Source organism: Pedobacter sp. NEAU-ZC8, from assembly GCF_059278965.1.
This window is the reverse complement of the sequence record NZ_JCAJXC010000012.1, coordinates 95,892-121,343: the sequence shown is the minus strand read 5'-3', so window position 1 is coordinate 121,343 and position 25,452 is coordinate 95,892. Positions and strand designations below refer to the sequence as shown.

The 25,452-nt window shown below is 48.2% G+C and carries 22 protein-coding genes and 1 pseudogene; 12 read left to right on the top strand and 11 right to left on the bottom strand.

Annotation, left to right across the window (positions count from 1 at the left end):
* Positions 1-103: 103 nt before the first annotated feature.
* The 3 genes from AC5WJX_RS11300 to AC5WJX_RS11290 are packed head-to-tail and all read left to right on the top strand — an operon-like array spanning position 104 to position 5,978.
* Positions 104-3,259: a SusC/RagA family TonB-linked outer membrane protein gene (locus AC5WJX_RS11300; protein ID WP_494484601.1), complete on the top strand. Its 3,156-nt coding sequence runs from the start codon at positions 104-106 to the stop codon at positions 3,257-3,259.
* A 10-nt stretch (positions 3,260-3,269) separates the two neighbouring features.
* Positions 3,270-4,727: a SusD/RagB family nutrient-binding outer membrane lipoprotein gene (locus tag AC5WJX_RS11295; RefSeq protein ID WP_494484600.1), complete on the top strand. Its 1,458-nt coding sequence runs from the start codon at positions 3,270-3,272 to the stop codon at positions 4,725-4,727.
* 18 nt (positions 4,728-4,745) lie between these two features.
* Positions 4,746-5,978, top strand: coding sequence for an alkaline phosphatase family protein (locus AC5WJX_RS11290; protein WP_494484599.1), 1,233 nt, complete (start codon positions 4,746-4,748; stop codon positions 5,976-5,978).
* An 87-nt stretch (positions 5,979-6,065) separates the two neighbouring features.
* Here the strand turns inward: AC5WJX_RS11290 and AC5WJX_RS11285 are convergent, their stop codons facing one another.
* From AC5WJX_RS11285 to AC5WJX_RS11275, 3 genes are all read right to left on the bottom strand, one after another.
* Entirely contained in the window at positions 6,066-6,464 is a 399-nt protein-coding gene (locus AC5WJX_RS11285; RefSeq protein WP_494484598.1) for a GlcG/HbpS family heme-binding protein, read from the bottom strand.
* Positions 6,465-6,562: 98 nt separating this feature from the next.
* Positions 6,563-7,300: an SDR family NAD(P)-dependent oxidoreductase gene (locus AC5WJX_RS11280; protein ID WP_494484597.1), complete on the bottom strand. Its 738-nt coding sequence runs from the start codon at positions 7,298-7,300 to the stop codon at positions 6,563-6,565.
* 63 nt (positions 7,301-7,363) lie between these two features.
* Positions 7,364-8,257, bottom strand: coding sequence for a helix-turn-helix domain-containing protein (locus tag AC5WJX_RS11275; RefSeq protein WP_494484596.1), 894 nt, complete (start codon positions 8,255-8,257; stop codon positions 7,364-7,366).
* Between the two features lie 136 nt (positions 8,258-8,393).
* Between AC5WJX_RS11275 and AC5WJX_RS11270 the strand changes: the two genes are divergently transcribed.
* Complete coding sequence (locus AC5WJX_RS11270) at positions 8,394-10,337, top strand: ATP-binding protein (RefSeq protein WP_494484595.1); 1,944 nt, start codon at positions 8,394-8,396, stop codon at positions 10,335-10,337.
* On the opposite strand, the gene AC5WJX_RS11265 is transcribed toward AC5WJX_RS11270, so the two are convergent.
* A complete protein-coding gene (locus AC5WJX_RS11265; protein WP_494484594.1) occupies positions 10,334-10,834 on the bottom strand; it encodes a protease in 501 nt (166 codons plus the stop codon). The genes AC5WJX_RS11270 and AC5WJX_RS11265 overlap by 4 nt on opposite strands.
* A 56-nt stretch (positions 10,835-10,890) precedes the next feature.
* Complete coding sequence (locus AC5WJX_RS11260; RefSeq protein WP_494484593.1) at positions 10,891-11,970, bottom strand: PAS domain-containing sensor histidine kinase; 1,080 nt, start codon at positions 11,968-11,970, stop codon at positions 10,891-10,893.
* Positions 11,971-12,160: 190 nt separating this feature from the next.
* Here AC5WJX_RS11260 and AC5WJX_RS11255 point away from each other — a divergent pair, with 190 nt between their 5' ends.
* Positions 12,161-12,403 carry a hypothetical protein gene (locus tag AC5WJX_RS11255; protein ID WP_440429019.1) on the top strand — a complete coding sequence of 81 codons (243 nt, stop codon included), beginning with the start codon at positions 12,161-12,163 and terminating at the stop codon, positions 12,401-12,403.
* 118 nt (positions 12,404-12,521) lie between these two features.
* Positions 12,522-13,853 carry a TIGR00341 family protein gene (locus tag AC5WJX_RS11250; protein WP_494484592.1) on the top strand — a complete coding sequence of 444 codons (1,332 nt, stop codon included), beginning with the start codon at positions 12,522-12,524 and terminating at the stop codon, positions 13,851-13,853.
* A 16-nt stretch (positions 13,854-13,869) separates the two neighbouring features.
* Here AC5WJX_RS11250 and nhaA read toward each other — a convergent pair whose 3' ends face one another.
* The 3 genes from nhaA to AC5WJX_RS11235 form a co-directional block, all read right to left on the bottom strand.
* The gene (gene nhaA, locus AC5WJX_RS11245) at positions 13,870-15,051 is read right to left on the bottom strand and encodes a Na+/H+ antiporter NhaA (RefSeq protein WP_494484591.1); all 1,182 of its coding nucleotides are present in this window, start codon (positions 15,049-15,051) and stop codon (positions 13,870-13,872) included.
* A 67-nt stretch (positions 15,052-15,118) separates the two neighbouring features.
* Positions 15,119-15,784 (bottom strand): PRC-barrel domain-containing protein, encoded by a 666-nt coding sequence (locus AC5WJX_RS11240; protein ID WP_494484590.1) that lies wholly within the window; start codon positions 15,782-15,784, stop codon positions 15,119-15,121.
* Between the two features lie 48 nt (positions 15,785-15,832).
* Positions 15,833-16,687 carry an alpha/beta fold hydrolase gene (locus tag AC5WJX_RS11235; protein ID WP_494484589.1) on the bottom strand — a complete coding sequence of 285 codons (855 nt, stop codon included), beginning with the start codon at positions 16,685-16,687 and terminating at the stop codon, positions 15,833-15,835.
* A 143-nt stretch (positions 16,688-16,830) separates the two neighbouring features.
* Here AC5WJX_RS11235 and AC5WJX_RS11230 point away from each other — a divergent pair, with 143 nt between their 5' ends.
* The 4 genes and pseudogenes from AC5WJX_RS11230 to AC5WJX_RS11215 all read left to right on the top strand — a co-directional run bounded on the left by AC5WJX_RS11230 (position 16,831) and on the right by AC5WJX_RS11215 (position 19,924).
* A complete protein-coding gene (locus AC5WJX_RS11230) occupies positions 16,831-17,472 on the top strand; it encodes a Crp/Fnr family transcriptional regulator (RefSeq protein ID WP_494484588.1) in 642 nt (213 codons plus the stop codon).
* Positions 17,473-17,554: 82 nt separating this feature from the next.
* Positions 17,555-18,121, top strand: a pseudogene (locus AC5WJX_RS11225) (YeeE/YedE family protein); the annotation flags it as partial.
* Between the two features lie 13 nt (positions 18,122-18,134).
* Complete coding sequence (locus AC5WJX_RS11220; RefSeq protein ID WP_494484587.1) at positions 18,135-18,548, top strand: DUF6691 family protein; 414 nt, start codon at positions 18,135-18,137, stop codon at positions 18,546-18,548.
* 23 nt (positions 18,549-18,571) lie between these two features.
* On the top strand, positions 18,572-19,924 hold the full coding sequence (locus tag AC5WJX_RS11215) for an MBL fold metallo-hydrolase (protein WP_494484586.1): 1,353 nt from the start codon (positions 18,572-18,574) through the stop codon (positions 19,922-19,924).
* A gap of 3 nt (positions 19,925-19,927) precedes the next feature.
* On the opposite strand, the gene AC5WJX_RS11210 is transcribed toward AC5WJX_RS11215, so the two are convergent.
* A complete protein-coding gene (locus tag AC5WJX_RS11210; protein WP_494484585.1) occupies positions 19,928-21,217 on the bottom strand; it encodes a TPR end-of-group domain-containing protein in 1,290 nt (429 codons plus the stop codon).
* A gap of 440 nt (positions 21,218-21,657) precedes the next feature.
* On the opposite strand from AC5WJX_RS11210, the gene AC5WJX_RS11205 reads away from it, so the two are divergent.
* Positions 21,658-22,041, top strand: a complete 384-nt coding sequence (locus AC5WJX_RS11205) for a YidH family protein (RefSeq protein ID WP_494484584.1) — start codon at positions 21,658-21,660, stop codon at positions 22,039-22,041.
* A gap of 112 nt (positions 22,042-22,153) precedes the next feature.
* Here the strand turns inward: AC5WJX_RS11205 and AC5WJX_RS11200 are convergent, their stop codons facing one another.
* A complete protein-coding gene (locus tag AC5WJX_RS11200) occupies positions 22,154-23,272 on the bottom strand; it encodes an AI-2E family transporter (protein WP_440429028.1) in 1,119 nt (372 codons plus the stop codon).
* A gap of 85 nt (positions 23,273-23,357) precedes the next feature.
* Between AC5WJX_RS11200 and mnmE the strand changes: the two genes are divergently transcribed.
* Positions 23,358-24,725, top strand: coding sequence for a tRNA uridine-5-carboxymethylaminomethyl(34) synthesis GTPase MnmE (mnmE, locus tag AC5WJX_RS11195; RefSeq protein WP_494484583.1), 1,368 nt, complete (start codon positions 23,358-23,360; stop codon positions 24,723-24,725).
* Between the two features lie 215 nt (positions 24,726-24,940).
* Here mnmE and AC5WJX_RS11190 read toward each other — a convergent pair whose 3' ends face one another.
* Entirely contained in the window at positions 24,941-25,249 is a 309-nt protein-coding gene (locus AC5WJX_RS11190) for an ATP-binding protein (RefSeq protein WP_494484582.1), read from the bottom strand.
* Positions 25,250-25,452 lie beyond the last annotated feature (203 nt).

Here is a 25,452-nt window from a genome sequence, read left to right as displayed (position 1 = left end):
TATTTTGCAGTGTTTGAATAATCATTGCGGCAATGGTCATAAATATTTGATGATGACTTAATACAACGGGGATAGCTTTGATCCCAGTCAACAATCAAGATTTATGAAACAAAGTTTTACGCGTCATTTAACTGCTGCTTTGCAGCACTATGCCGTACTATTATGTGTCTTCGCAATCACAGCAAGTACACAGGTGTCCGCGGCAGTGCAGCAAGCAGCAAAAACCATCAGGGGTCAGGTTAAGGATCAGAAAGATCTAACTTTACCCGGCGTCTCCATCTTCATCAAAGGCACCAAGACAGGAACCACAACTGGCCAGCAAGGTGAATTCTCCATTGAAGCCAAGGCAGGCGACGTACTCGTCGTTCGCTCCATTGGATTTCTCGCCAGGGAGGTCCCGATAGGCAATGCTGATTTCTACAGCATTGTGCTCGAAGAAGATGCACAAGGACTTTCCGAAGTCGTGGTAACCGCGCTTGGTGTAAGAAAGGAAAAAGCCAAACTGGGCTATGCTGTTCAGGAAGTTCAGGGCGAAAGCCTAGTGAAAGCCAGAGAGCCGAATATCATCAATTCCCTTACGGGCAGGGTCGCAGGCTTGAACATTCAGAACTCCACCGACATCTTTCAGGAACCGGCCATTTCACTTCGGGGCAGAAAGCCATTGATTGTCATTGATGGTATTCCGGACCAGTCCGCCGACTTATACAAGGTTAATGCGGATGATATTGAGAGCATGACCATCTTAAAAGGCGCTAGTGCTTCCGCATTGTACGGTTCAATCGGTCAGAATGGAGCCATTATGATCACCACAAAAAGGGGTAAGGGTAGCGGTGTCAGTGTAGAGTTGAATTCCTCAACCCAGTTCCAGCCAAGCTTCATCCGGATTCCGGAGGTGCAAACCAAGTATGGTGCTGGCTTCAAGGGACAGTATACTTACATCGACGGATCCGGTGGCGGACCAGAAGGTTCAGGCTGGATCTGGGGCCCGGAGCTTGACAAACGGGATCCATCAACCCCTAGCGGCTATTTTGAAACACCACAGTTTAACAGTCCGGTAGATCCGGCTACAGGTAAATTGCAGCCGCTGCCGTTCCTTTCCCGTGGAAAAGACAATATCCAAGACTTTTTCCGCACAGGTATCATCTCCAGCAATAACATCAGTATCACCCAGAGTTCCGACAAGGGTGCTTTCCGGGCAACGGCTTCACATATTTACCAGCAGGGCGTTGTGCCGAATACCGACTTGAAGAACAGTTCCTTCGGTGTTTCTGGTAACTACAAGCTGTCAGAGGCCTTTAGCCTGGACGCACGCTTAAGCTACAACAGACAATACACAAAGAACTTTCCTGCAGTAGGTTATGGTCCTACGAATTATCTTTACAACCTGGTACTCTGGACCGGTGCGGACGTAAGCGTTAAAGACCTGCGCGACTATTGGGTGCCCGGCCAGGAAGGCCTGCAACAACGTAATTACAACGTTTCCTACTACAACAATCCATACTTCCAGGCTTATGAATACTTACAGGGCTATCAAAAAGATAATGCCTTTGGATCCCTTGATCTGAACTATAAGATCAGTCCGGCATTTAACATCAAGTTCCGCAATGGTATAAACACCTATGGATTGAACCGTGATTACAAAGAGCCTAAAAGCTACATCGGTTATGGTAACAAATCCCGCGGGCAGTATACGGTCGAAACCGGCAACTACTTCGATATTGCCTCGGATCTGATCGTAGATTATAACCATAGCTTTTCAGAAGACTTTAAGATCCATGCACAGCTTGGTGGTTCTAATTATTACAGGCGACACCTATATGGCTCCAGCAATACCGACGGATTAAATATTCCTGGTTTTTACAACCTGAGTAATTCCGCGAACCCGATACAAGGCACAAACTTCCTTGAAGAAAGACGAACCAGCAGTGTGTATGGTGTATTGGACCTGGAGTTTATGCATGGCATTTACGTCACCGCCACCGGCAGAAATGACATCATCTCCACGCTGCCAACAGCAAACAACAGCTTCTTTTATCCTTCAGTCACTGGTTCAGTGGTGATTTCTCAATTAACGAAACTGCCCGACTGGTTCAGCTACCTCAAAGCAAGAGGATCCTGGTCGAGAGTTTCCAGTGCGACGTTGAATGATAATGCTTATACCTATAGCTACCTCGCAGCATACGGAAAAGGTACCACCTGGAACAATACACCTGCATTAACTTTCGGCAACGTGCTCTTAAATAATGCGCTGAAGCCACAAACATCAGACAGCTGGGAAGTTGGTTTAGACACCAGGTTCCTGAATAATCGCATCAGCCTGGAAGCAACGTATTATCAAACGCGTGATTTCAATAATATTGTTTCCATACCAGTATCCGTTGGAAGTGGCTACAGTACTCAACTTGCAAATGGAAATGTTTACCAGCGCAGGGGGATGGAGTTTGTGCTCTCCGGCACACCTGTAAAAGGCACCAGTTTTAGCTGGGATATTGCTGCGAACTTTAGCAAATACCGTCGCTTCCTGAAAGAAATCTATGGCGGCGCAGAAACGTTGAACAACCTTCGGGTGGGCGATCGCATGGATAAGATCTTCACCACGGTTTACCAAACTGATCCATCCGGAAATATCGTTTATGGTAGCAACGGATTTCCACTGAACGACACCTTCTCAAGGTCCGTTGGTAATCAGGATCCAGACTGGACCTACGGGCTGGAGAATACTTTCAACTATAAAAATGTGAGTTTACGCTTTCTGGTTGATGGTCGCATTGGCGGAATGATGTACTCAACGACCAATCAGAAAATGTGGTGGGGCGGCACACATCCCGGAACCGTTAATCAGTACCGTGTGGATGCAAATGCAGGCCTGTCCACTTTCGTCGGCGAGGGCGTGATCATCACTGGTGGCCAGCTAACGTACGATGCAAACGGCAATATTGTAGCCGATACCCGGACTTTCGAAAAAAATAGCCAGGCGGTGAATTATATCGACTACATGACCAATACCAGCAATGCCGCATACAACAACTATAATTATTTCTCCCAGACTTTCCTGAAGTTGCGGGAAGTCGCCTTAACGTACCGTGTTCCTGGTAAGTTGCTGGGTAAATCTTTCCTAAAAAGCCTTGATGTTTCAGCCGTTGGCAGAAACCTGCTCCTGTTCTCTGATATGCCGAACGTCGATCCAGATCCAGGTAGAGATGATCTGCAGACGCCATCAAGCCGCTCCATTGGTTTTAACCTCAACCTAAGATTCTAAGCTACTATAAATGAAAAAGTTAATATTATCCCTTCTTGCTGCGGTGTTTATCCTGCAGTCCGGATGTAAGAAGTTCGAAGATTTTCAAACTGATCCCAATAAATCGACGGTAGCCACGCCAGACCTGCTGCTCGCGACCATAGAACAACAGGCTTTCCGCAGTACGGATGTTCAGGTGGCATTTGCTTCCAGGCAGCTGGTCTTTACGGACAATGTAAATAATCAGCAGTATTACGGATGGAACCGTGGAAGCTTCGCAGCATACGACAACCTTAGGCAGGTGCTTAAAATGGAACAATCTGCTATTGCACAGAACAAAGCGGAATACCTCGCCCTCGCAAAATATTACCGCGCATGGTATTTCCTGCAGCTCACCCAGATGTTCGGCGATATCCCGTATTCAGAAGCATTGAAAGGCGAGGAGCAGGTTGCTATGCCAAAGTACGATCAACAGCAAGATATTTACCTTAGCATCCTGAACGACCTGAAGGCTGCTAATGCATCCATCACGGCTGCCACACCCGCAGTGTTGGGCGATATTGTTTATGGCGGTAATATGCAGCAATGGAAGAAAGCAATTAATTCCTTGTCGCTGCGGGTGCTAATGAGCCTTTCCAGACGCGCCAACGAACCAGTATTAGAGCTCCAGAAACGTTTCGCGGAAATCGTTAACAATCCTGCCGAATACCCAATCTACAGTTCCAATGCAGATAATGCACAACTGAAGTATTTTGACCTGCAGGATAACCGCTATCCCTACTTCAATAGCAACGACATGCAGACCACGCAGTATATGGAGGAGACGTTTGTGGATCTGCTAAAATCGCTTAATGATGTACGGCTATTCAGCTTTGCGGACAAAGCACCGAAGTTCTCGAGCTTGCCTGCCACAGACTTCAACGCCTATGGCGGGGTTAAAGGCAGTGCTCCGGTAAGCGAGAACAATGCACGTACCGTAGCGGGCGAAGCCTCAAAGATAAACCCGAGATTCTACCGCAACCCAACAAACGAGCCGAGTATTGCTTTGGGGTTTGCGGAACTGCAGTTTATTCTCGCAGAGGCTGTACAGCGTGGCTGGATTGCAGGGAATGCTGCAACCTATTATGCAGCAGGTATTCGGGCCTCCATGCAATTCTATGGTATTGATGAGGCCGCCATAAACCAGTATCTGCTGCAGAACACCGTGCAACTGACCTCCGCCAATGCGCTTCAGCAAATATTAACGCAGAAGTATATTGCTTCTTTCATGAACAGCGGCTGGCAACCATTCTTCGAGCAACGTAGAACGGGTATTCCGGTGTTCGATGTATCCGGCGCCGGTATGCTAAACAATAAAGTGATTCCAAAACGCTGGATGTATCCAGAATCAGAGTTACGCCTGAACCAGCAACATGTTACCGAAGCCATTAGCCGCCAATACCCTGAAGGTGATAACATCAACGGCACCATGTGGATACTTAAACCCTAAAATTTCAGATATTTAATTATGTATAAAATCATGATCACGCTTGGCCTGGCAATATGCAGCCTGCAATGCTTTGCCCAGGAACGTAAAACCATTTACATCATTGCTGATGGCATTCCTGCCGATGTCATCGAGCGACTCAACCTTCCCAATATGAACCGGATCATCAAGGAGGGTAGTTACCTCCGGATGCAGGTGGGTGGGGGGAAAGGTACCTATAGCGAAACGCCGACCATTTCAGCCGTGGGGTACAACAGCATTATGACAGGGGTTTGGTACAACAAACACAATGTGCCCGACAACGACATCAAAGCGCCGAACTACAACTACAAACACATCTTTAGTCTGCTCAAGGCACAATACCCAAAGAAGAAAACGGCAATCTTCTCCAGTTGGACAGATAACCGGACCAAATTACTTGGCCATGGGCTTGCTGCAACGGGCAACTTCAAAGTTGACCAATATGCAGACGGCTATGAACTGGATACCGTCAACTTTAAACACGATAAAAGCCGTGAATTCATGCACCGGATCGATGAACAGGTGGTAAAAGATGCGGTGCAGTCGATTAGAAAGGATCCTGCAGATCTAAGCTGGGTTTACCTGGAGTATACCGACGACATGGGGCACATGTATGGCGATTCACCCCAGTTTGAAGATGCCGTTAAAAAACTGGACCTGCAGATCGGTAAAATTTACGAGGCAATCAATTGCCGGAAGCAGCAGTTTAAGGAGGATTGGCTGTTGATGATCACCACGGACCATGGCCGGGATGAAAAAACCGGAAAGGGGCATGGTGGACAGTCCGATCGTCAACGCAGCGGCTGGATGATTAGTAATTATCCTGAGCTGAATGCCTATGCCAGGTACTATGATCCTATGATCGTAGACATCATGCCGACCATTGCGACTTTCATGCAGGTAACACTTCCAGCAGAAGTGAAAAGGGAAGTAGATGGAACAGCACTGATCGGACCACTCTCCATCGCTGATGTAAAAGTAAATTATTTTCAGGGCGGTATCGACATCAGCTGGAAAGCACTGGCACCAGAAGGTAAATTGAAAATTCTGGTAACTAAGACGAATAACTTCAAAGTGGGTGGCCAGGACGATTATGAACTATTGGCGGAAGTGCCCGTTGCAGACCGGCACAAGTTCATCAAGCTGAACACAGCAGCGAACTTTTACAAGATCGTCTTAGAAGCACCACATAATTCCATCAATCAATGGATTGTCTTGGAACCAGCGAAATAGTTTTTAAAGATAATATCCGACAACGATCAACAGGATCCTGAACCGTGTAAAATCCCCGTTCAAGCACCCGGAGTAAACCCTTAAGCCTTACAAGCCTGCTGCGCCTGCTGAAGCCACCTCATGGTCCTGCTCCACAGAACCGCCGGAGACGCCTATTGCACCGATGATCCTGCCTGAAGCATCCTTGAGCAGCACGCCACCTGGAAAGGTGATCAATCCACCGTTGGAATGCTCAATGCCGTACAAAGGACCGCCAGGCTGAGACAGCTTACCAATTTCGCCAGTGTTCATATCGAAGAACCTGGCGGTCTTGGCTTTTCTGATCGAAATATCAACGGAGCCTAACCAAGCATTGTCCATCCGGTGGAAGGCCACCAGGTTTGCACCCTCATCAACGATGGCAATGTTCATCGGCACCCCGATTTCTGTCGCCTTTGCTTTTGCTGCTATAGACAGTTGTTCCGCTTGTTCTAGTGTTATGCTCATAGTCTTGTACTTGTAAAGGTTAATACCTTCCCTAATTTACAATATCTGTCAAAAATAACAAGATTACCGTACTTGATTTTCAAGAAATTAACCTCGGACTACCAGGGACAGCTTGCCGGTTCCGGAAAATACTCCTCACTGATGTATTTTAAGGTAGGGCCGTCTTCGGCAATCAAGGCATACTTAGCGATACGCGCGCCGGCTTCCTGCACCGTGCTTGTACCCTGGTGTGCCGTAAAATCGGTCTGCGTATAACCGGGGCATACCATGTTCACCTTGAAAGCCGTATCGCGGAGTTCATAAGCCAGATTGATGGTGTACATGTTCAAAGCCGCTTTGCTGGATTGATAAATCACCAGCTTATTGTGGTAAGAGGCGCTCTCTGGATCTCCGGCAAGGCTCAATGATGCCATGGCCGTCGTCAAATTCACCATGCGCGGCGCCGGAGCATTGCGCAGCAGATCAATGAAAGCTTGTGTAACCCGGACCACGCCAAATACGTTCGTGTCGTAAACCGCCTTAAACTGCTCCACGCTCGTTTCCAGGGCCGACTGCTCAAAGCCTCCCGAGATCCCTGCATTGTTCACCAGGATATCCAGGGCCTTCAGTTTAGCACCAATGGTGGCCCGTGCGGCATCCACCGAAACCTGATCGGTAACATCCAGTTGGATGGCCTCCACATTGTTAATCCCTTCGGCCTGAAGCTGCGCGACTGCAGTAGCACCCTTCGCGATATCCCGGCAGGCCAGATAAACATAAATCCCTTGTTGGGCGAGAATCTTTGAAACTTCCAGGCCTATACCTTTGTTGGCGCCTGTAACTAATGCTGACTTCATATTGTATAAATTTGATGTCCCGAAATTAGCGTTCAGCGCGAGGGGAGAATAGGACGGATCTCCCTATTTAGGGGACAAATCCTGTGTCTCCTTCAAATAGGAGCGGACCGTCTTGCCACTGTGCTTCCGGAACAACCTGGAGAAATAGCCCGGATCACTGAAGCCAAGGGAATAGGCCAGTTCCTTCACTGACATATCTGCATACTGGAGTCTACGCTGCGCTTCCAGCATGATCCTGCTGGTGATCCATTCCTTGGGCGAAAGACCCGAGAATTCCTTCACCACGCTGTATAAATTCCCAGGCGTCATATTCAGCTGTGCTGCAATTTCATGTACCTCATGCTGTTCTACCAGCTGCTGTTCCACGGCCATTTTAAAAGCGGTAAATTTAGATAACTTGGGATTTACAGGCCGGAAGCTGTCGCTTTGCTCAAAATAAGCGCTGTTGAACTCTGTCAACAAGGTATTCAGATGCGCCAGGATAATGTCCACATCCTGAGGACGTCCTGTGCTGTGCAACAGCTGAAACAGACTGGAAAACAGCGATTTTACCCGGGCTTTAGCAGCGGCATTAAAGCGGATGATGTTTGTGTTCAGGGGGTTCAACAGGAAGGGAAAACGGTTTGGAAGCAGGGCTAAGGTATCCTCATCAAAGCCGAGCTTGTAATTCTCATGCTGGCCTTTTGCAATGGGGTTGCAGAAAACCTGGTTGGGTATGCCAAAGACCATCTCGCTGGCGGCAAGGGTAACATCTTCCAGATCGATCGTGTACGTTTCCCTGCCCTGATCAACAAACACAAAATAGTAGAACGACAGGCGATGCGGCTGCAGCAATTGTTGTAAAGCAGTTGCGGGCAGTGCGACCTTGCAGTTTTCATTGAGCGTGATCGGCAGCCTGTGGTGATGTTTGATCTTATTCAATAATCCTTTGGTGTCTTGCAGGTGATTCATGGCCATGTTTATTGATCAAACAAAACTAGACATTTGGAAGTTGTTTACGCAGATTTGATTTGAACAGGAATAGATCAGGCTGCCATTGCTTTGCAGCTTTAAAAGGCATAGTTTTGCATAGCTCACTTATACACACATCTTAATGGCAGAACCGACGCCGCCGCACACTTACATTCATGGAAAAGGAGAAATGAGCTGCCGCATCCGGTCGTTCAAATGGGAAACCACCGTATTGGGCCCCATTAATACCTGGCCGGACCCTTTGCTGATCGCGGTTAACCTACTGCTGGATTCCAGTTTTCCAATGCTCATCTGGTGGGGACCTGATCTCATTCAATTTTATAATGATGCCTATCTTAAGATTCTAGGAACAGACGCATCTAGCAGACATCTGAATGTAATTGGAAAAAAAGGCGAAGACTGCTGGCCGGAAACCTGGCAAAAAGTTAAGGGCTTAATTGAGCGTGTGTTAAGTTCTGGGGAGTCTGAGTTCGTGGAAGATGAGCTGGTGCCGATCTACAGAAACGGGAAGATGGACAATGTTTACTGGACCTATGCCTATAATCCCCTGCGGAACAGGCTTGGTATTCCGGAAGGTATTATGGTGGTCTGCACCGAAACAACACTTACCCAGGAGCGGCTGCAGCAGAACGAACAGCAGCTGCAGCGGGTGCTCGACCACATGGCCGAAGGCGTGGGGATCGTTGACCTTAGCGGCCGCATCATCTATTCCAATCCGATGGCACACCAGATCCTCGATACAGACGGGGCGCGCTTTCCCGAGCGGAGCAGCAATTCTCCGGAATGGTACAATACCCACCTGGATGGCACGAAAATGGCGGATGCTGAGCACCCGACCATGATCGCCATATCGACCGGCAACCCGGTGTTCAACTACGAGTTCGCCATAGAACGTCCCGGGCTGGAACGCATGTACCTGACTATGAATGCCGCGCCGATCACGGATGCGGAAGGCCGGATCACCGGTGCCGTAGGCATGTTCAGCGACATCACCCAGCGCAAGCACACCGAAACGGAACTGCTGGCCTCGGAAAGGCGCTATCGTACGCTCTTCAATTCCATCGACGAGTCCTTTATGCTGATCGAGATGATCTTTGATGATTCCGGCAAGGCGCAGGACTACTGGATCCGTCAGATCAATCCGGCATTCAGCAGGCAAACCGGACTTAGCGCGGATGCCTGTAACCAAACAGCCCGGACGCTCATGCCCGAGCTGGAGGATCAGTGGATCGAAACCTACGGCCAGGTCGTGTTAACCGGAAAATCCATCCGCTTTGAAGACTATAACGATACCACTAAACACTGGTACCGGGTATTTGCCTCTCCGGTGGGCGATGGTTCACCCTACGTCGTTGTTGTTTTTGATGATATTACCGGGAAGAAAGCTTTGGAGCAGCGCAAGGATGATTTCATCAGCATCGCCAGTCATGAGCTGAAAACACCCGTTACGTCCCTTAAGGCATCCTTGCAACTGCTGGACCGTATGAAACACCAGCCCCATGCCACAAACCTCCCGCGCATGATCGAACAGGCCAACCGGAGCGTGAATAAAGTCACGATGCTCATTGATACCCTGCTGAATGCGACCAGGATGAGTGAAGGACAGCTTGGTCTGCAGCTGAAGCACTTCAATGCCCTGGAACTGTTGAAAGCCTCCTGCAATCATATTCAGGCCAGCAGTCACGAGTTTGTGTTTGAAGCCGAGCCGGAACTGCAGCTCTTTGCCGACGAACACCGCTTGGAGCAGGTACTCGTTAATCTTGTCAACAATGCGGTAAAGTATGCCCCGGGCTCCACGGAGATCGTCCTAAAAGCGGAGCAGCAGGGCTCAAGGGTCATCCTTTCTGTTCGGGACCTTGGCCCCGGCATTGTCTCGGAAAAGCTGCCGCACCTTTTTGACCGGCATTACCGTGCAGATTTCTCTGGTATGCAATATTCCGGTTTAGGTTTAGGGCTCTACATCAGTGCGGAGATCGTAAAGCGGCATGGTGGTGAGATCGGGGTGGAGAGCAGCCCCGGTCTGGGCAGCACCTTCTGGTTCAGCTTACCTGTGCTTGATGCTTAAGGCTTAGCAACTTTAATTTTTATTTCTTTTCCAGCTTCCAGTCCACTTACGCCGCCGCCAACATACTTGATGGTGTATCCTCCTTCCGCAAGCGTAAAGTTTGTCGCCAGGTTAAATTCCGTACGCACGCTGTCATGTGCAGGCACTTCGATGTAGGCCTCTGCGGGTGGCGGCATTACGCGACGCGCCATGGCGCCTTTAAATTCCGCTTCAGTACCCTTTTCATCCATAACTTCCAGGTATTTGCCCAAACGGGGTTCAAAAGGCGTTTCCCATCTTACAAAACGTTGTACACTGTCGGCATGATTCACAACAGTGAAGCTCAAGGTTACCGAATCTGCAGGGAAAGTGCCTGCGCTTGCAGCGAGACGGGCCTCTAGTTTTCCTGAAGGAACAGCTTCAGTTGCGGTATCAGCAGTGTTTAAACCAGCTTTGCGGTTCTGGCAACCGGTAGCGGCAGCAAGGCAGAGTAAAAGAATAGCGGAATTGCGAATCATATTTTTTTCCGGTAAATGTAAGCTTTAGTCTGATGATTTCAGCGCCTTCTAAAAACCTACTCGTAAGGTATGCGGATGTAAAAGGTCGTCCCCACCTGCTCCTTGCTTTCAAACCAGATTTCCCCATGGTGCCATTCGACAATGGTTTTCACGATCGACATGCCCAGTCCATGCGAGGGCTCCCCATGCAGGCCCGGCCGTCTTGCAGCAGAGTATTTCTCGAACAGGGTAGATTGATAAACTTCCGGGATGCCGATGCCATTGTCGGACAGCTTAAACAAAACGGAGTCTTGCTCTTCTTCTATAGAAATCTCCATTCGTCCACTTTCCTCCGTAAATTTAATGGCGTTTGCGACCAGATTATTGATGGCCTGCAGCAATTTAGATTCATCTACCTGAATCAAAATGGTATCGCTGGAGGACGAGAAAATGAAGGTCCGGCTGGTTATTTCATCCGAGGCCTGGTACTGCTCCACCATAGCTTTCAAGGCAGCCACAATGTCGGTACGGCGCTTCACCAGTTCGGCCTCTGCCGTTTCCAGGAACTCCTGTGTGAGCAGATTACGAACCATGGCGATACTGCTTTTGCTGATCTTTTCAATCGAATTGATAAAGCGGCTCATTTCCTGGTTCTCCTGGTTAATGAACTTCCGGTTGATGATGGCAGAGAGATTCTGTATGGTGCCCAGGGGTCCGAGTATATCGTGCGACAGGATATTCAACAGCGAGTTCTTTTTATTCGAAAACTTATTCAGCGTATCATTATGGGCTTTGTAGGCGGTAAAGTCCTCCATAATTCCGGTAATGACCTGACGCTTGTCTGCCGTTTTAGTATTAAAAGCCTCCACGCGGACACTTCTGATACTTTGGTCAGCCAGGATCAGGCGAAATTCAAGGGTTTTCTTTTTATTGCTTTTCAGCAGATTACGATAGTTCTGCCTGACAAAGGCTTCATCATCCGGATGGATCAAGAGGCTGATCACAGGTTCCGCGATAGCATTATCTTCAACCTGGACATACTGCCTGAAGGAAGGATTACAGTAGTCAAATTTCTTAGATTCGACATCAAAAGAAAAGATACCATGCTTAGATAGCTCCGCTAAAGCAAGGCAGGAATTTGCGGCTTTATCCATCATGGTCGTTGATAAACGTTTTTATCCCTCAGGCCGCTTAGATAGCCAAGTTATAGATATTAAACAAGAATCCACAGGTAATTCTACTTTATTGGCTCTGCCGGTTCGGGTATTTGCAGCAAGCTAAACAGGCACATGTCCGCTTGTCTAAGCTGTTGAAGCTGACTAATTTAGCAGTGTAATCCCAAGTGTGATGACAGATCTTGAATTTACCGTTTTATCCCAGAATGAAAAGATCAGGGTGCTCTCCACTGCTTCTTTTATTGCCACAAATGATCAGATTCCAACCTTGCTTTTTCTGGTGGAGGATTTCTTTGTGGAAGCTTTTTACGATGTGCGGGGCAATGTCCTCAGCACCATAACCTACTCCTCCAGTGCTATTTTACCGGAAGTCTTTCTGGATCTGATCGCACTGAATGATCTCCGGGATCTCTGATTGAAGTAGTACAAATGCAAGCGCCTGGCTTCTGCAGAAAGAGGAAAGCCTGCGCAAGGGTTCTTTAAATTACAGGTAAAATCATGATCTTTGGCTAAATAGTCATCATCCTGATTCTATGAGAGAAATATACCTGGCCTTTAAGAACTTCCTGGATTACCGCTTTAACCTGCATGAAGATGCGGAAGATAACGAGCTTACCATTGAAGCGATCAAGAAAAATGTGGAGTTCCGTGGTGCCAACCTCTGGACACTGATCTTCGCCATCTTCATCGCTTCCATCGGACTGAACGTCAATTCCACTGCGGTAATTATCGGAGCCATGCTGGTTTCACCATTGATGGGTCCGATCATGGGTGTAGGCTTGGGGATTGGTATCAACGATTTCGACCTGGTAAAAAAGGGCCTGCGGAACCTTGGTATTGCAACCATCATCAGTATCGCCACTTCTTTCTTGTATTTCTGGATCACGCCCTTACATCAGGCATCTTCAGAACTGCTGGCGCGGACATCACCTTCCATCTGGGATGTATTTATTGCGGGGCTGGGTGGACTGGCCGGTATTGTAGCCGCAACCCGTAAAGAGAAAAGCAATGCCATTCCAGGTGTGGCCATTGCGACGGCATTGATGCCGCCCTTGTGTACAGCCGGCTTCGGCATCGCCTCCGGGAACATCTATTTCTTTCTTGGCGCCCTGTACCTCTATTTCATCAACAGCATATTCATCTGTGTGGCAACCTTCGTGATCGTGCGCTTCCTGCATTTTCCCAAAAAAGCATTTCAGGACAAAGCCTATGAGCGGAAAGTAAGACGATACATCTGGCTGATCGTGCTGGTGACCACGGCACCGAGTGTGTACCTGGCTTACCGCATTGTAGACAAAAGTATTTTCGAGAACAACGCTGAAGCCTTTGTGCAGCGGGAGCTAAACTTTAAGCGCACACAGGTGATTTCCAAAACCTACAAGTACAGCAATAGTCAGGGGCACGAGATCGACCTGCTGCTGCTCGGTACCGAACTTAGCAAAACACAGTTGGATTCGCTAAAAGCCAAACTGCCTGAATATAAGCTGGGCCGCACGGAACTTAACATCCGGCAAGGCTTGAACGCCAAGAATGAGATCGATCTCTCGCAGATCAAAGCAAGCATCCTGGAAACGGTGTACCAGAACAACCCGGCAGAACGTAAGAACGCTTCCACGTACACCAGGATCGACCAGCCCATTCCAGATCTGAAACGGGAGCTCAGATCCTTGTATCCACAGCTTAGCGAGTACAGCATCTCCCATGTTGAAGTGCACAAGGTAGACACCACGAAAGTGGACACGATAACGATGCTCATCGCCAGTTTCAGCAAACCTTTGTCTGCAGCAGAACAGCGCCGCATGAATACCTGGCTAAAGAACCGGCTTCAGGTGGATTCCCTAAGGGTGATTGCGCAGGCTGACTAAAGCAATGCGGCTTCAATTAACCGATTGCCTGCTTGCCTCTACTGCTAAAACTCAGGACCATGTAACCCAGAAACCCGGAAAGTACCGAGCCCACAAGGATCGAGAACTTGGCTTCCTGAACGAGCATTGGATCGGAAAAGGATAGGATGGAAATGAAAATGGACATGGTAAAACCAATACCGCCCAATAGTCCAAGTCCGAGCATATGGATCCATCTGGATTGTTCGGGAAGTTCACTGATCTTCAGTTTCACACCCAGCCAGGCAATCAACATGATGCCTATAGGCTTTCCGACAACCAGTCCGAGTACAATACCCATTCCCAGGCCTGTAAACAGCCCTTCTACCATACCTTCTTCAAAACGGATATTGGTATTTGCCAGGGCAAAGATGGGGATGATGAGGAAGTTTACCGGTACGGTCAGGGCGTGTTCCAGCTTTTCCAATGGAGATTCGGTATCATCGGCGGTAGTGGGTAAAGTAAGCGCCGTTAATACGCCTGCAATGGTGGCATGGATACCCGAATGATGTACGAAATACCAGATGAATACCCCTGGGATGAGGTAAAAAGCAAGGTTTTTGATGCCGAAGCGGTTAAACAGAAACAATAAACCGAGTATTGCAGCAGCATAAACCAGGTTCATGTAATGCAGCTCGGAGGAGTAAAATATCGCGATCACCAGGATGGCGAGCAAATCATCAACGATGGCCAATGCCGCCAGGAAAATTTTTAATGATACGGGAACTTTGTCGCTCAGCAGTGCAAGAATAGCCAATGCAAAGGCGATGTCTGTTGCCATTGGGATACCCCAGCCGTGCATGGTAGGCTTTCCGCCGTTAAAAAAAGTATAGATCAGGGCTGGCACGATGGCACCGCCAATGGCGCAGATGATCGGGAGAATAGCTTTTTTAGGAGAGGAGAGTTCCCCTTCCACCACCTCACGTTTAATTTCGAGCCCCACCAGCAGAAAAAAGATGGCCATTAAACCATCGTTGATCCACAAGGCCAGGGAGTAACGCAGGTGTATCGACTCGGTTTCGAAGCCAATTGGCGTTTCAAGTAAGTTGTCGAATCCCGGACCAAAAGAGGTGTTTGCGATGATAAGAGACAAAAGCAAACAGGCAAAAAGAATAATTCCGCTCGTAGAAGTTGAACTGAAAAAATTTTTGAAGGAATTTAAATTAAAGGAAGTACTCATACTTTCAAAGTTAATAATTCATTTTGTTTTGCCTATAAATGCCTTCAGAAAGGGTTGCGGGCCTTGTTCAAAGGATGGCGGAAATCTTTTTTAGCTGTTCCCTGCCTTGGGTTATGGCAACCGCATAGGTGCTGAAATCTATGGAGGCAATCTGATCGCTGGGTATCGCGATCATTTCTCCTTCTTCGGCATCAGCCATCTCGATAACCAGATAGGGAAGGGTCCAGTCTGCGGTGTCGACTAGAAAATCGGCAGTTTCACCCAGAAAACCCTCAGCGTTATAAACCTTGTAGTCGCGCACGTGGCGGTAACTTCTCAGGTGTTTGTCGGCACCGGTATCTTCTTCCACCTCCGTTTTGATGGTTCTTGTTACCTTTACCATGCCTGTGGTCGGATAACCCATGCCGGCACTGCCGTAGTTCGGCCAGGCATAATAGTCATTTAACTTTTTCTCCATTTGCTTGGACACGGGGAGATTGGTGTCGATGCTTGGACTGCTCCGAACCTGATCTTTGGTCATCTTTACCTTGAGCAGACGGTTCTCCCAGGCTACACCCTGTATGGCATGCGGGGAGATCAGCACTTTGCGGCCGAAAAACCAGTTGCCAGTCTCCACCACCAGGTAGCGGATGTTCCAGTGTTGATCGTCGAAGTAGAAGTCTTTGACGCTTCCGATTTCCCCGTCTTCGGTCGCGAGCGAAAAGCCCGTCAGTAAGTGTGTACTTTCCAGCATAAAATTGATCTTTTTAATAGAACACCCAAATAGATTTTTGGTTTAGCGTCAAAGAGTTCCAGCAATGGCCTGGCTAAGCACTTCGATAAATCCAGGCTCCCGCAAGATCCGGTAATGCCCGGCAGCATTGAATGCCCGGGTCTCCAGCTCCGGATGCTGCTGCAGGAATAGCTTCAGCTGTGCATAGGGCAGCATCTCGTCCTGTTCATCATAAAACACCAGGTGTTTCGTCGCGGGCAGTTCCGCGTAGAGCGACTTCATGTCGAAATAACTTACCGGGAGTTTGTAGTAGTCATGGAAATCCTGGAACCAGCGCAGCTGGTCCGCCGGATTGACCCCTGCATGGTTCATCATGCCGGTAAAGTTATCCCCAAGTTCAATCACTGGTGTGATGCTGATCAGCAGTTTAGGTTGTGCTTCATAGCTTTTCAGCGCAACCACATTCGCCATGGCACCGAGGGAATGCCCGATCAGGACCTCCGGCAACCCATACTTCTCTATGATGGCCTCCAGGGGTTTCGCATACAACATCAGATTGCTGAGTTCCCCTTCGGAATTCCCGTTCCCTAAGGCATCAAAGGCAATGATCTGTACATCTTCGAGCTGCAGCAGCGCGGTAATGATCTCCGTAAAGTCGGCCGCTTTTGAGCTCCAGCCATGTGTCAGGTAGATCTTCCTGCTGCCCTCACCCCAGCTGTACCCCTGAAAGCTAAGGGCCTTCATGGCGAAGTAAGGGTCCTCCACTGGCATGGAGAATCGGCTGGCCTTTGCCATCAGTTCCTCCTGGTGTGGACGGTTCGGTAGGCGGATCGGAAAAGAAATGTAGTTCCACAAAGCTGTCATAAGCGCCTGTGGATCCTCCGTTTTTCTAACGTCCTGCAATCGTTGTTTATAGGTCTTCATTCAATATCCTTAAGCTTGGTAGTATTTTCCTTTATTCGGGGACTTAAATCCCCTGGACGATACCTTTGCTGTCAAAAGTACAACAAATCTTAAATCTGCTACCGAAAGCGATATTCAGTATCTTGCAGGCACAGTTACAGCACATGAATCAGCAATCGATACATCAGCAAATCGAAAAAACCTTTCCGCAGTTCGAACCCGCATTGATGCAGGTACTTGCCGAACGATCCAGCATAAAGACCTTTGCAGCGGGAGCCTCGCTTATGGAAACCGGGCAGCACATGCGTTCTACCATGCTTGTGGTGGAGGGCTTGGTAAAACTCTACCGGGAAGCTGCCGAGGGTGGGGAGTTTTTCATGTACTACATTCAGCCCGGCAGTGCCTGTGCACTTTCCATGATCTGCTCCAGCAGGCAGCAGACTAGTGAGGTTAAGGCGAAAGCCGTGGAGCAGACCACGGTGCTGGCCGTTCCGACCAGTTTGATGGACGAGCTGATGAAGCAATATAAAACCTGGTACTACTTTGTACTGGATACCTACCGGTCGAGGTTTGAAGAATTGCTGGTGGTGATTGATCATATTGCTTTTAAGTCCATGGACGAAAGGCTTGCCGCCTACCTCGAGAAACTTCGGCAGGATTTGAACAGCCCTACGCTGACGGTTACGCATGCTGAAATTGCCAATGACCTGAACTCCTCGCGGGAGGTGATCTCCCGATTGCTCAAAAAAATGGAACAGCAAGGGAAGCTTGTTTTGCATCGCAATTACATAGAATACCTGCCATAATTCGCTGTGTGACTGAAGTCACCGTTCTTCATCCTAAAAGGTTCCATATTTGTAGCACAAACAAAATGGAAAACCTAACGATACAGATCTTATGCTGGAATTTTTAAAACAACCATGGCCCTGGTGGACCTCCGGTGCGGCGATTGCTTTCATCATGGTGCTGCTGCTTTACTTCGGAAAGTTCTTTGGCGTGTCTTCCAACCTCAGAACGATCTGCACGATTGCAGGTGCGGGTAAAAAGGTAAAATTCTTCGACTTTGACTGGAAAGCACAGCGCTGGAACCTGCTCTTTATTTTTGGTGCCCTGCTCGGCGGACTGATCTCCGCTACGCTATTGAAAAATGATGCGCCACTGGCGCTCTCTGCTGCAACGATCGAAGACCTGGAGGCGATCGGTATCGCGTTCGACGGCAAGCTCAATCCCTCGCAGCTATTTAGCCTGGAAGCGGTGCTTTCTGTTAAAGGACTGCTGCTTTTACTGACCGGCGGCATACTGGTCGGATTTGGTTCCCGCTATGCCGGGGGCTGTACTTCCGGACATGCGATCTCCGGCCTGACGAACATGCAATTACCTTCCCTGATCGCTGTCATCGGCTTTTTCATCGGTGGACTGTTGATGACCCACCTGATCCTGCCACAACTTTTCTAAAATTAACTTTCCAATGAAATCATTAAAATTCATACTTGCCGGCATCCTGTTCGGCATCATCATGAGCAAGTCGGAAGCGATTTCCTGGTACCGCATTCAGGAGATGTTCCGCTTCCAGTCCTTCCACATGTACGGCTTTATCGGTACCGCAGTGGCTTTAGGGTCATTAGCGGTTTACCTGATCAAGAAGTTCAACATCAAAGATTATACGGGGCAGCCCATCATCTTCAGGGATAAAGACAAAAGTTATCCAAGGTACCTCATTGGTGGAACAATCTTTGGGCTGGGTTGGGCACTGAGCGGTGCTTGTCCGGGGCCGATGTTTGTGAACGTCGGTTATGGTTACCTGGCGATGCTGCTGGTGATCTTTGGCGCGCTGCTAGGCACTTATCTGTACGGCCTGATTAAAAACAAACTCCCGCATTAATCCTTCAACATAAAACCAGAATTATGGAAATTAAACAGTTTGAAGACCAGAACCTTTCCCATTACAGCTACGCCATTATGAGTAAGGCAAGTGCTGAAATGGTGCTGATCGATCCTGCAAGGGATCCGGAACCTTATTATGCTTTTGCTGCGGCAAACCATGCCAAGATCATTGGCGTGATCGAAACGCACCCCCATGCAGATTTTGTAAGCAGTCACCTGCAGATCCAGCAGGAGACCGGCGCGAAGATCTTCGCCAGTAAAGTCATGAACCCGGACTTTAGCATCATCCCATTTGACGAGGATGCGGTGCTCGAATTCGGAGGCGTCAAGCTGAAGTCGCTGAATACACCGGGCCATTCGCCTGACAGCATTTCCATTGTACTGGAACATGAGGGTAAAGACCGGGCCGTATTTACCGGAGACACGCTGTTTATCGGGGATTGTGGAAGACCCGATCTGCGGGAGCAAGGGGAGGACCTGGAAAACAAAAGGGAGGCACTTGCAAAAAAGATGTATCACTCGCTGCGGGACAAGCTGATGACGCTGGGGGATGATGTAATACTCTACCCGGCGCATGGCGCAGGAACGCTATGCGGCAAGGCACTAAGCAAGGCCGGTAGCAGTACCATCGGGGCGGAAAAAGCCACAAACTGGTCCTTGCAGGCGATGTCTGAAACGGACTTTGTCTCGGCACTAACGGAAGATCAGCCTTTTATTCCGAGGTATTTCCCTTATGATGTGGACCTGAACAAAGCGGGAGCGCCGAATCTGCGGGAAAGTCTGCAGGCGATTCCAGTACTGGAAAAAATTGATGATGCAGAGAAGGCGGCAGGTTTAGATGCAAGCATCCTGGTCGTTGATGCCAGGCCGGGTGCCGCGTTTAAAGCGAAACATCTGGAACACTCGATCAACATCATGGATGGGGAGAAATTTGAAACCTGGCTGGGCGCTTTACTGGAACCAGGACAGCCTTTCTACCTTGCAGCGGCTGATGAACAAGCGTTACGCAGCTTAATTGCCAGAACGGCCAAGATCGGTTATGAAGCCTTCTTGAAGGCGGCCTTTGTATTGGATTTCGGCGCGGCACAATCCGGGTTGCTGGATCTGGGAGCTTTCAAAGGTCATCCCTCGGACTATACCATTGTAGATATCCGGAATGCCTCCGAATCCAAAGCGGAACCGGTGTTTGAAGGGGCGCTAAATATCCCATTGCCGGAGCTGCAATCCAGGTTTAAGGAGATCCCGGAAGACAAACCTGTGGTGGTACATTGTGCAGGGGGGTACCGGAGTGCTGCAGGCAGCAGCATACTGGAAGAAGCATTGGATACCCAGGTCTTTGACCTGGGTGATCATATCAAGTCATTCATGAAGTAGCTGCTATAATGCAGCTACTTTTTCTTCCCATTTGCTTTTGGCCAGGAAGGCTTTATAATCCTGGATATGCAGCATGTCGTAGATGGCTTGTTTTTTATCCTTGCTTTGCTCATAATAAGCTTTACAGATCTGGTAGCCGATCCAGTAACCCTGATCCGGCAGGTTATCTGGTGTGGAATTTTTGGAGTTGGCGATCCAGTTGTCGTAGCGGTCGTAGTACATATCAGGTTTGAACTTGTTCCAGATCTGTTTTTCCTTACCTTTTGTCCAATCGAAGAGCACTTTATTGGCAGTATTGCCGCTGATCAGCTCGCCGATGAAATCACCCATACCTTCCATGATCACGTAACTTAAGGTCGTGGTATCTTTTTTCATGCCGTCCTGCTGGTAATGAACCAGTTCATGTGCGAGCAGGTTTGGCAGCAGCTCGATGTTGTTCAGGCGGGTACGTTTCTGAAAACTCAGTTCATCGACCGGGACGCTAGGATCGCCAGCGACCTGGTTCACGCCAAGCAATAATCCAAGGTCGGTGACGGTTCCGCCGCTGGTGAAAGCACCGATGAGAAAGTACACGTCTGGAAATTTAGATGGGGCATACAGGGATTTCATTTTCAGGTAAGAAGCCAGAAATGCCGGTTTGTAGGTATCCGTTTTGTAGGTGTTGTTGCGGATGGCCGCATACAGCTTAGGCGCCGAGCGAATGTGATCAATGAAGAAGTCGATGCTGCTCACTTTGGCGCCCATGTAATCCTCCATGCCTTTACTGGCGCGGTCGAAGTAGAACTTCTTCATGATCTGCTTGAAATGTGCGGTATCCTTTACGGCCTGGTCATAGGCCTCCCAGAAATGATGGATGTCTGTGGTCAGGAAACCAGCTTTTCTCGGGTCATCATTCAAGACCTTCTTACGTGCTGGTACACGGCCGATGAGCGCGCTCCATTCCGGTTTGTTTTGCAGGGCTTTAAGATCTGTATCCGCAAGCATATTGGCTTTGTTGTTGTAACCGGCTTCAATCGCCTTGTTCAAAATAAGCATGGCGGAGTCGGTTTTACCCTGAAGACTGAGGCAGCAGGCCATGTTGTAGTACGCGGAAGCCTTTTTGGACTTGAAGTCGGCTTGTTCGGCAACAATGCCATAATAGGGGCTGGCCAGGGCAAATTCCTTAGCCCGGTAAAGGCTGTCGGATAGCTTTGCAGCACGTTCGAGTGCTGAGGACTGTTGGCTAAAGGCTGGGCTAAACAAAGCCATAGCGGCAAGCGCAAGCGGGAGCGTTTTAAGTAGTGTTTTATTCATAAATGTTAGAAAATTCCTCCTTAAGACGTTCAACTGAAAACATCGTTACAGGAGAATTTAACAAAATGAACGTGGCCATGCTGGTGTATAGCTGGAGCAGAAGAACAGCGAAACCTGTATAATGCAGGCAGGGATAACTTTCAGCATGTCCTGCAATATCCTGCGGCAAGCAGCTGTAGCAGCTTCGGAGCTAGCGCAGACCTGACCCACATCAAACGCACATCAAACGCACATCAAACGCACATCAAACGCACATCAAGCGTACACCGCTGTGTGTCTGATGTGTCTCAGCTCTTTGTCAGACCTGTCCTAGAACAGTATTTGCAGCGAATGCCCTAAATCTTTAGGTTTTCGCAGGTATAAAACAAACAAATCTGCCGGGTCGCCTTGTTTAAATAAAACAGCAAGTGCAAGCCAGCATGAGAAAGAAAACAATTGCTATGGAAAATAAAGACACAGAAAAGCCCAGGGTAGCGGATCACCTGGCAAACGAACGAACTTTTTTAGCCTGGGTCAGGACCAGCATCGGCGTCATGGGCTTTGGTTTTGTGGTGGTGAAGTTCTCTTTGTTCACCAGAGAGATCAGTGCAGCCCTGGGTGCGACGCGGAAGATGCCTGAGCCCGGCTATTCACACCTGATCGGGATCATGCTCGTGGCCTTAGGTGGCCTGATCATCGTATTCTCGTACTTCCGCTATTTGATGACGCAGAAACAGCTGGACCGGGGCGTGTACTACCATTCAGACTTCTTTGCCAAGCTGACAACACTATCAATCTTTATCGTCTGCATTGCTTTGCTGGTCTATCTTTTAGAAACACGATAAGGGGAAAAAAGAAAGGGGGAATGACCTTGATGATCATTACCCCTTAATCTAAATTAACGCTCTCAATAACTAAAGCGTTAGAAAAGCCTGAATATTGTATGGCGATTAAAAATTATTTTTCTACCCCTGGTACAGTCGGTGTATCTTTCTTTTTCCGGAAGATCGGGAAGGTCATCGGACTTCGAGCCGGACGCTGATCGCCAAGCAAGATCCCCCATTGTTTAAACTGTGAAGTGTGGTCAAAGATGATCTTCATTACGGCAATGATCGGCATGGACAGGAACATCCCGGAGATGCCCGCGATGCTGCCACCGATGATCACTCCGAGGATGGCCATGAGCGCATTGATCTTGATCTTGGAGCCCACGATGCGCGGCATCAGGATGTTGTTATCCAGGAACTGCACCCCAGCAATGACCAGCAATACGGTAATTACAGGTGTAAGCTCGGTAGAAGAAGTCAGCGTCAGGACCACACCAATGACGTTGCCCAGCAATGCACCTACATAAGGGATCAGGTTCAGGATGGCGAAGATCACACCGATGAGCAGGGCATGTTTAATACCGAAAAGCATGAGTAAACCGCCAAGCAGGATGGTCATATAGGTCACCTGGATCAGTAAGCCCACGAGGTAGTTTTTGATGATTGCCTCTGTTTCGTAGATGGTCTCTTTTACTTTTGGATGATCCTCCTGCTGGAACCACATGAAGATAAATCGCAAGAGGATACCTTTGTAGAACAGCATCAGGTAGATGTAGATCGGCAGTAAACCTACAAATACGAAGATTGAAGAAAGTGTTACCGCAGCACCACTGGCCATGCCACCGGCATAGGTCATCAGGTCATCGCTCTTTTTAGAGAGGAAGTCCATCTGTTCTTTGGTGGAGATGTGTGTAATACCGCCGATCCAGTCGCTAAGGGATTTGACGTGCAGGGCAACATTTTGTTTGATCTGCGGGAAGTCTTTGATCAGGATGCCCATTTGGTTGACGAAGAAGAAACCTATGGCACCAACAACGACCACCAGCACGAGCAGGCAGAGTACGATGGCTATGGTTTCTGGAATTTTAATTCTTCGGAAGAAGCGGAAGATGGGCAGCAGTACCAGGCTTATGAAGAAAGCCATAAGGATCGGCATGATGATGTCTTTTCCAACCACCAGGACGGCAATCACGAGTACTAAACCCAATAATTCAATGGAACGTTTTACCGTTAGGGGCAAATCCTTCATAAATGTTTTGCTTATTTCTTGGTTAACATAATCAGCTATGAAATGTTTCGGTAAATTTGGCGATTATAAACGAGAAGAAAGCTATATGACATCAGAACACACGATCGTTGCATTATCTACGCCCACAGGCATTGGCGCCATAGGGGTGATCCGTTTATCGGGCAAGGATGCGATCCAGATTGCGAACTCCGTATTTGCCGGTAAGGATCTGACCAAACAGGAGAGCCATACGCTGCATTTCGGTTTGATCAAGGATGGCGATAGTGTGATCGATGAAGTGGTGGTCAGTCTTTTTGTGGCGCCTAAATCTTATACGAAGGAGAATGTGGTGGAAATCTCCTGCCATGGTTCCAATTTCATTATTCAGCAGATCATTTCTTTGTTAATCCGGAAGGGTGCGCATGCAGCAAAACCTGGGGAATTTACCTTACGTGCTTTCTTGAATGGTTCATTGGATCTGTCCCAGGCAGAAGCCGTTGCTGATCTGATTGCTTCAGATTCCCAGGCCGCGCACCAGGTGGCGATGAATCAGCTGCGTGGTGGTTTCAGCAATGAGTTGAACGAACTGCGCGAGCAGCTAATCCATTTTGCTTCCATGATTGAACTGGAACTGGACTTTGCGGAGGAAGATGTAGAGTTTGCGAACCGTGATCAACTGCGGGCATTGATCAACCGGATCAAACTGGTGATCAGCAAGCTGATCCGCTCTTTTGAACTGGGGAACGTGATTAAGCAGGGAATTAATACGGTTATTGCAGGTCGTCCTAATGCGGGTAAATCAACTTTGCTGAATGCTTTGTTAAATGAGGAGCGTGCAATTGTAAGTTCTATTGCAGGTACGACCAGGGATACAATAGAGGAACTGCTAAACATCAATGGTATCAACTTCAGGTTGATAGATACCGCAGGTATTCGTGAGGCCCAGGATGCGATAGAAGTGATCGGGGTAGAGAAGACCATGGAGAAGATCAGCCAATCTGCTTTACTGGTTTACCTGTTCGATGCTGCGGAGCTATCTGTTTCAGAGATCTTGTCAGATATTTCGCGTTTGCAAAAGCCGGGTGTTCCTTTTGTAGCGGTAGCAAACAAGATGGATCTTGTTGACCAGGATTCTCTTTCTTTGGCTTTGCCTGATGGCGTGCAGTTCATTTCGATTTCAGCGAAGGAAAAAAGTCATATAGAAGATTTGAAGAATTTGTTGTACGAAGTAGCTGTAGGGGACCAGCTGTCGGAGAGCCATACCATGGTGACGAACATTCGCCACTTGGAGGCTTTGCAGCGGACCCAAAAAGCACTGGCTCAGGTAGAGCAAGGATTGGTAAATCCAGTGACCTCAGATTTTTTGGCGATGGATATCAAGCAGGCATTACATTATCTTGGCGAAATTACGGGTCAGGTCACCACGGATGATTTGTTGGAGAATATTTTTAGTAAGTTTTGTATTGGGAAGTAACCAGGTTTGATGATAATAATAGTTGGTCTAGTTTTTCTCTCAATAAGCGATTTAGCATGGGGTTTTACAAATTATGATGATAATTAGGATTTGAAAGCAGATCAGGTTAGATACAGGATACTGAAGCAACAACTACCGGAGTTAAATAGGCGCGGCAATTCTTTGAATTATGTAGATCCGGAAAGAGGTGAAGCAGTAGTTGTATATATCGGTGATTAAGGGCCAAGCGTATGGCTTGAAGATCTGCCAGTCGTATCGGTGATACTGGGCCGCCAATTACAGGATTGTTTCTTTACTTTTCTCAAGGATTCCCCTGATAAACCTATACGATGCGCACCGTGGACAAGCCTGTCTAATATTGCATCAGCAATAAGTCCCCCACCAATAACTTTGTACCATGTACTTACTGGCAGCTGGGAGGCAATGATTGTTGCCTTCTTGTTGTGCCGGTCTTCAATAATCTCCATCAGCAGGTCTCTTTTCGGCTTATCCAGGTTCTGCAACCCAAATTCATCAAGTATCAACAGGTCTTGTTTTCATTACGTGCAATTTCTCTACATAAAGAGTTATCAGCCCCTGCGCCATGCAATCCGGTAAAGAGTTTGGAAGTATTGTAATAGACTGATAAATGCACTTAACATTCTTGATTCAAATTTTCTATATTTAGCAATCTATCCTTATTACGCTTTCTCATGGGTGCAAGCTATTTTAATTTTGAGCCGATATC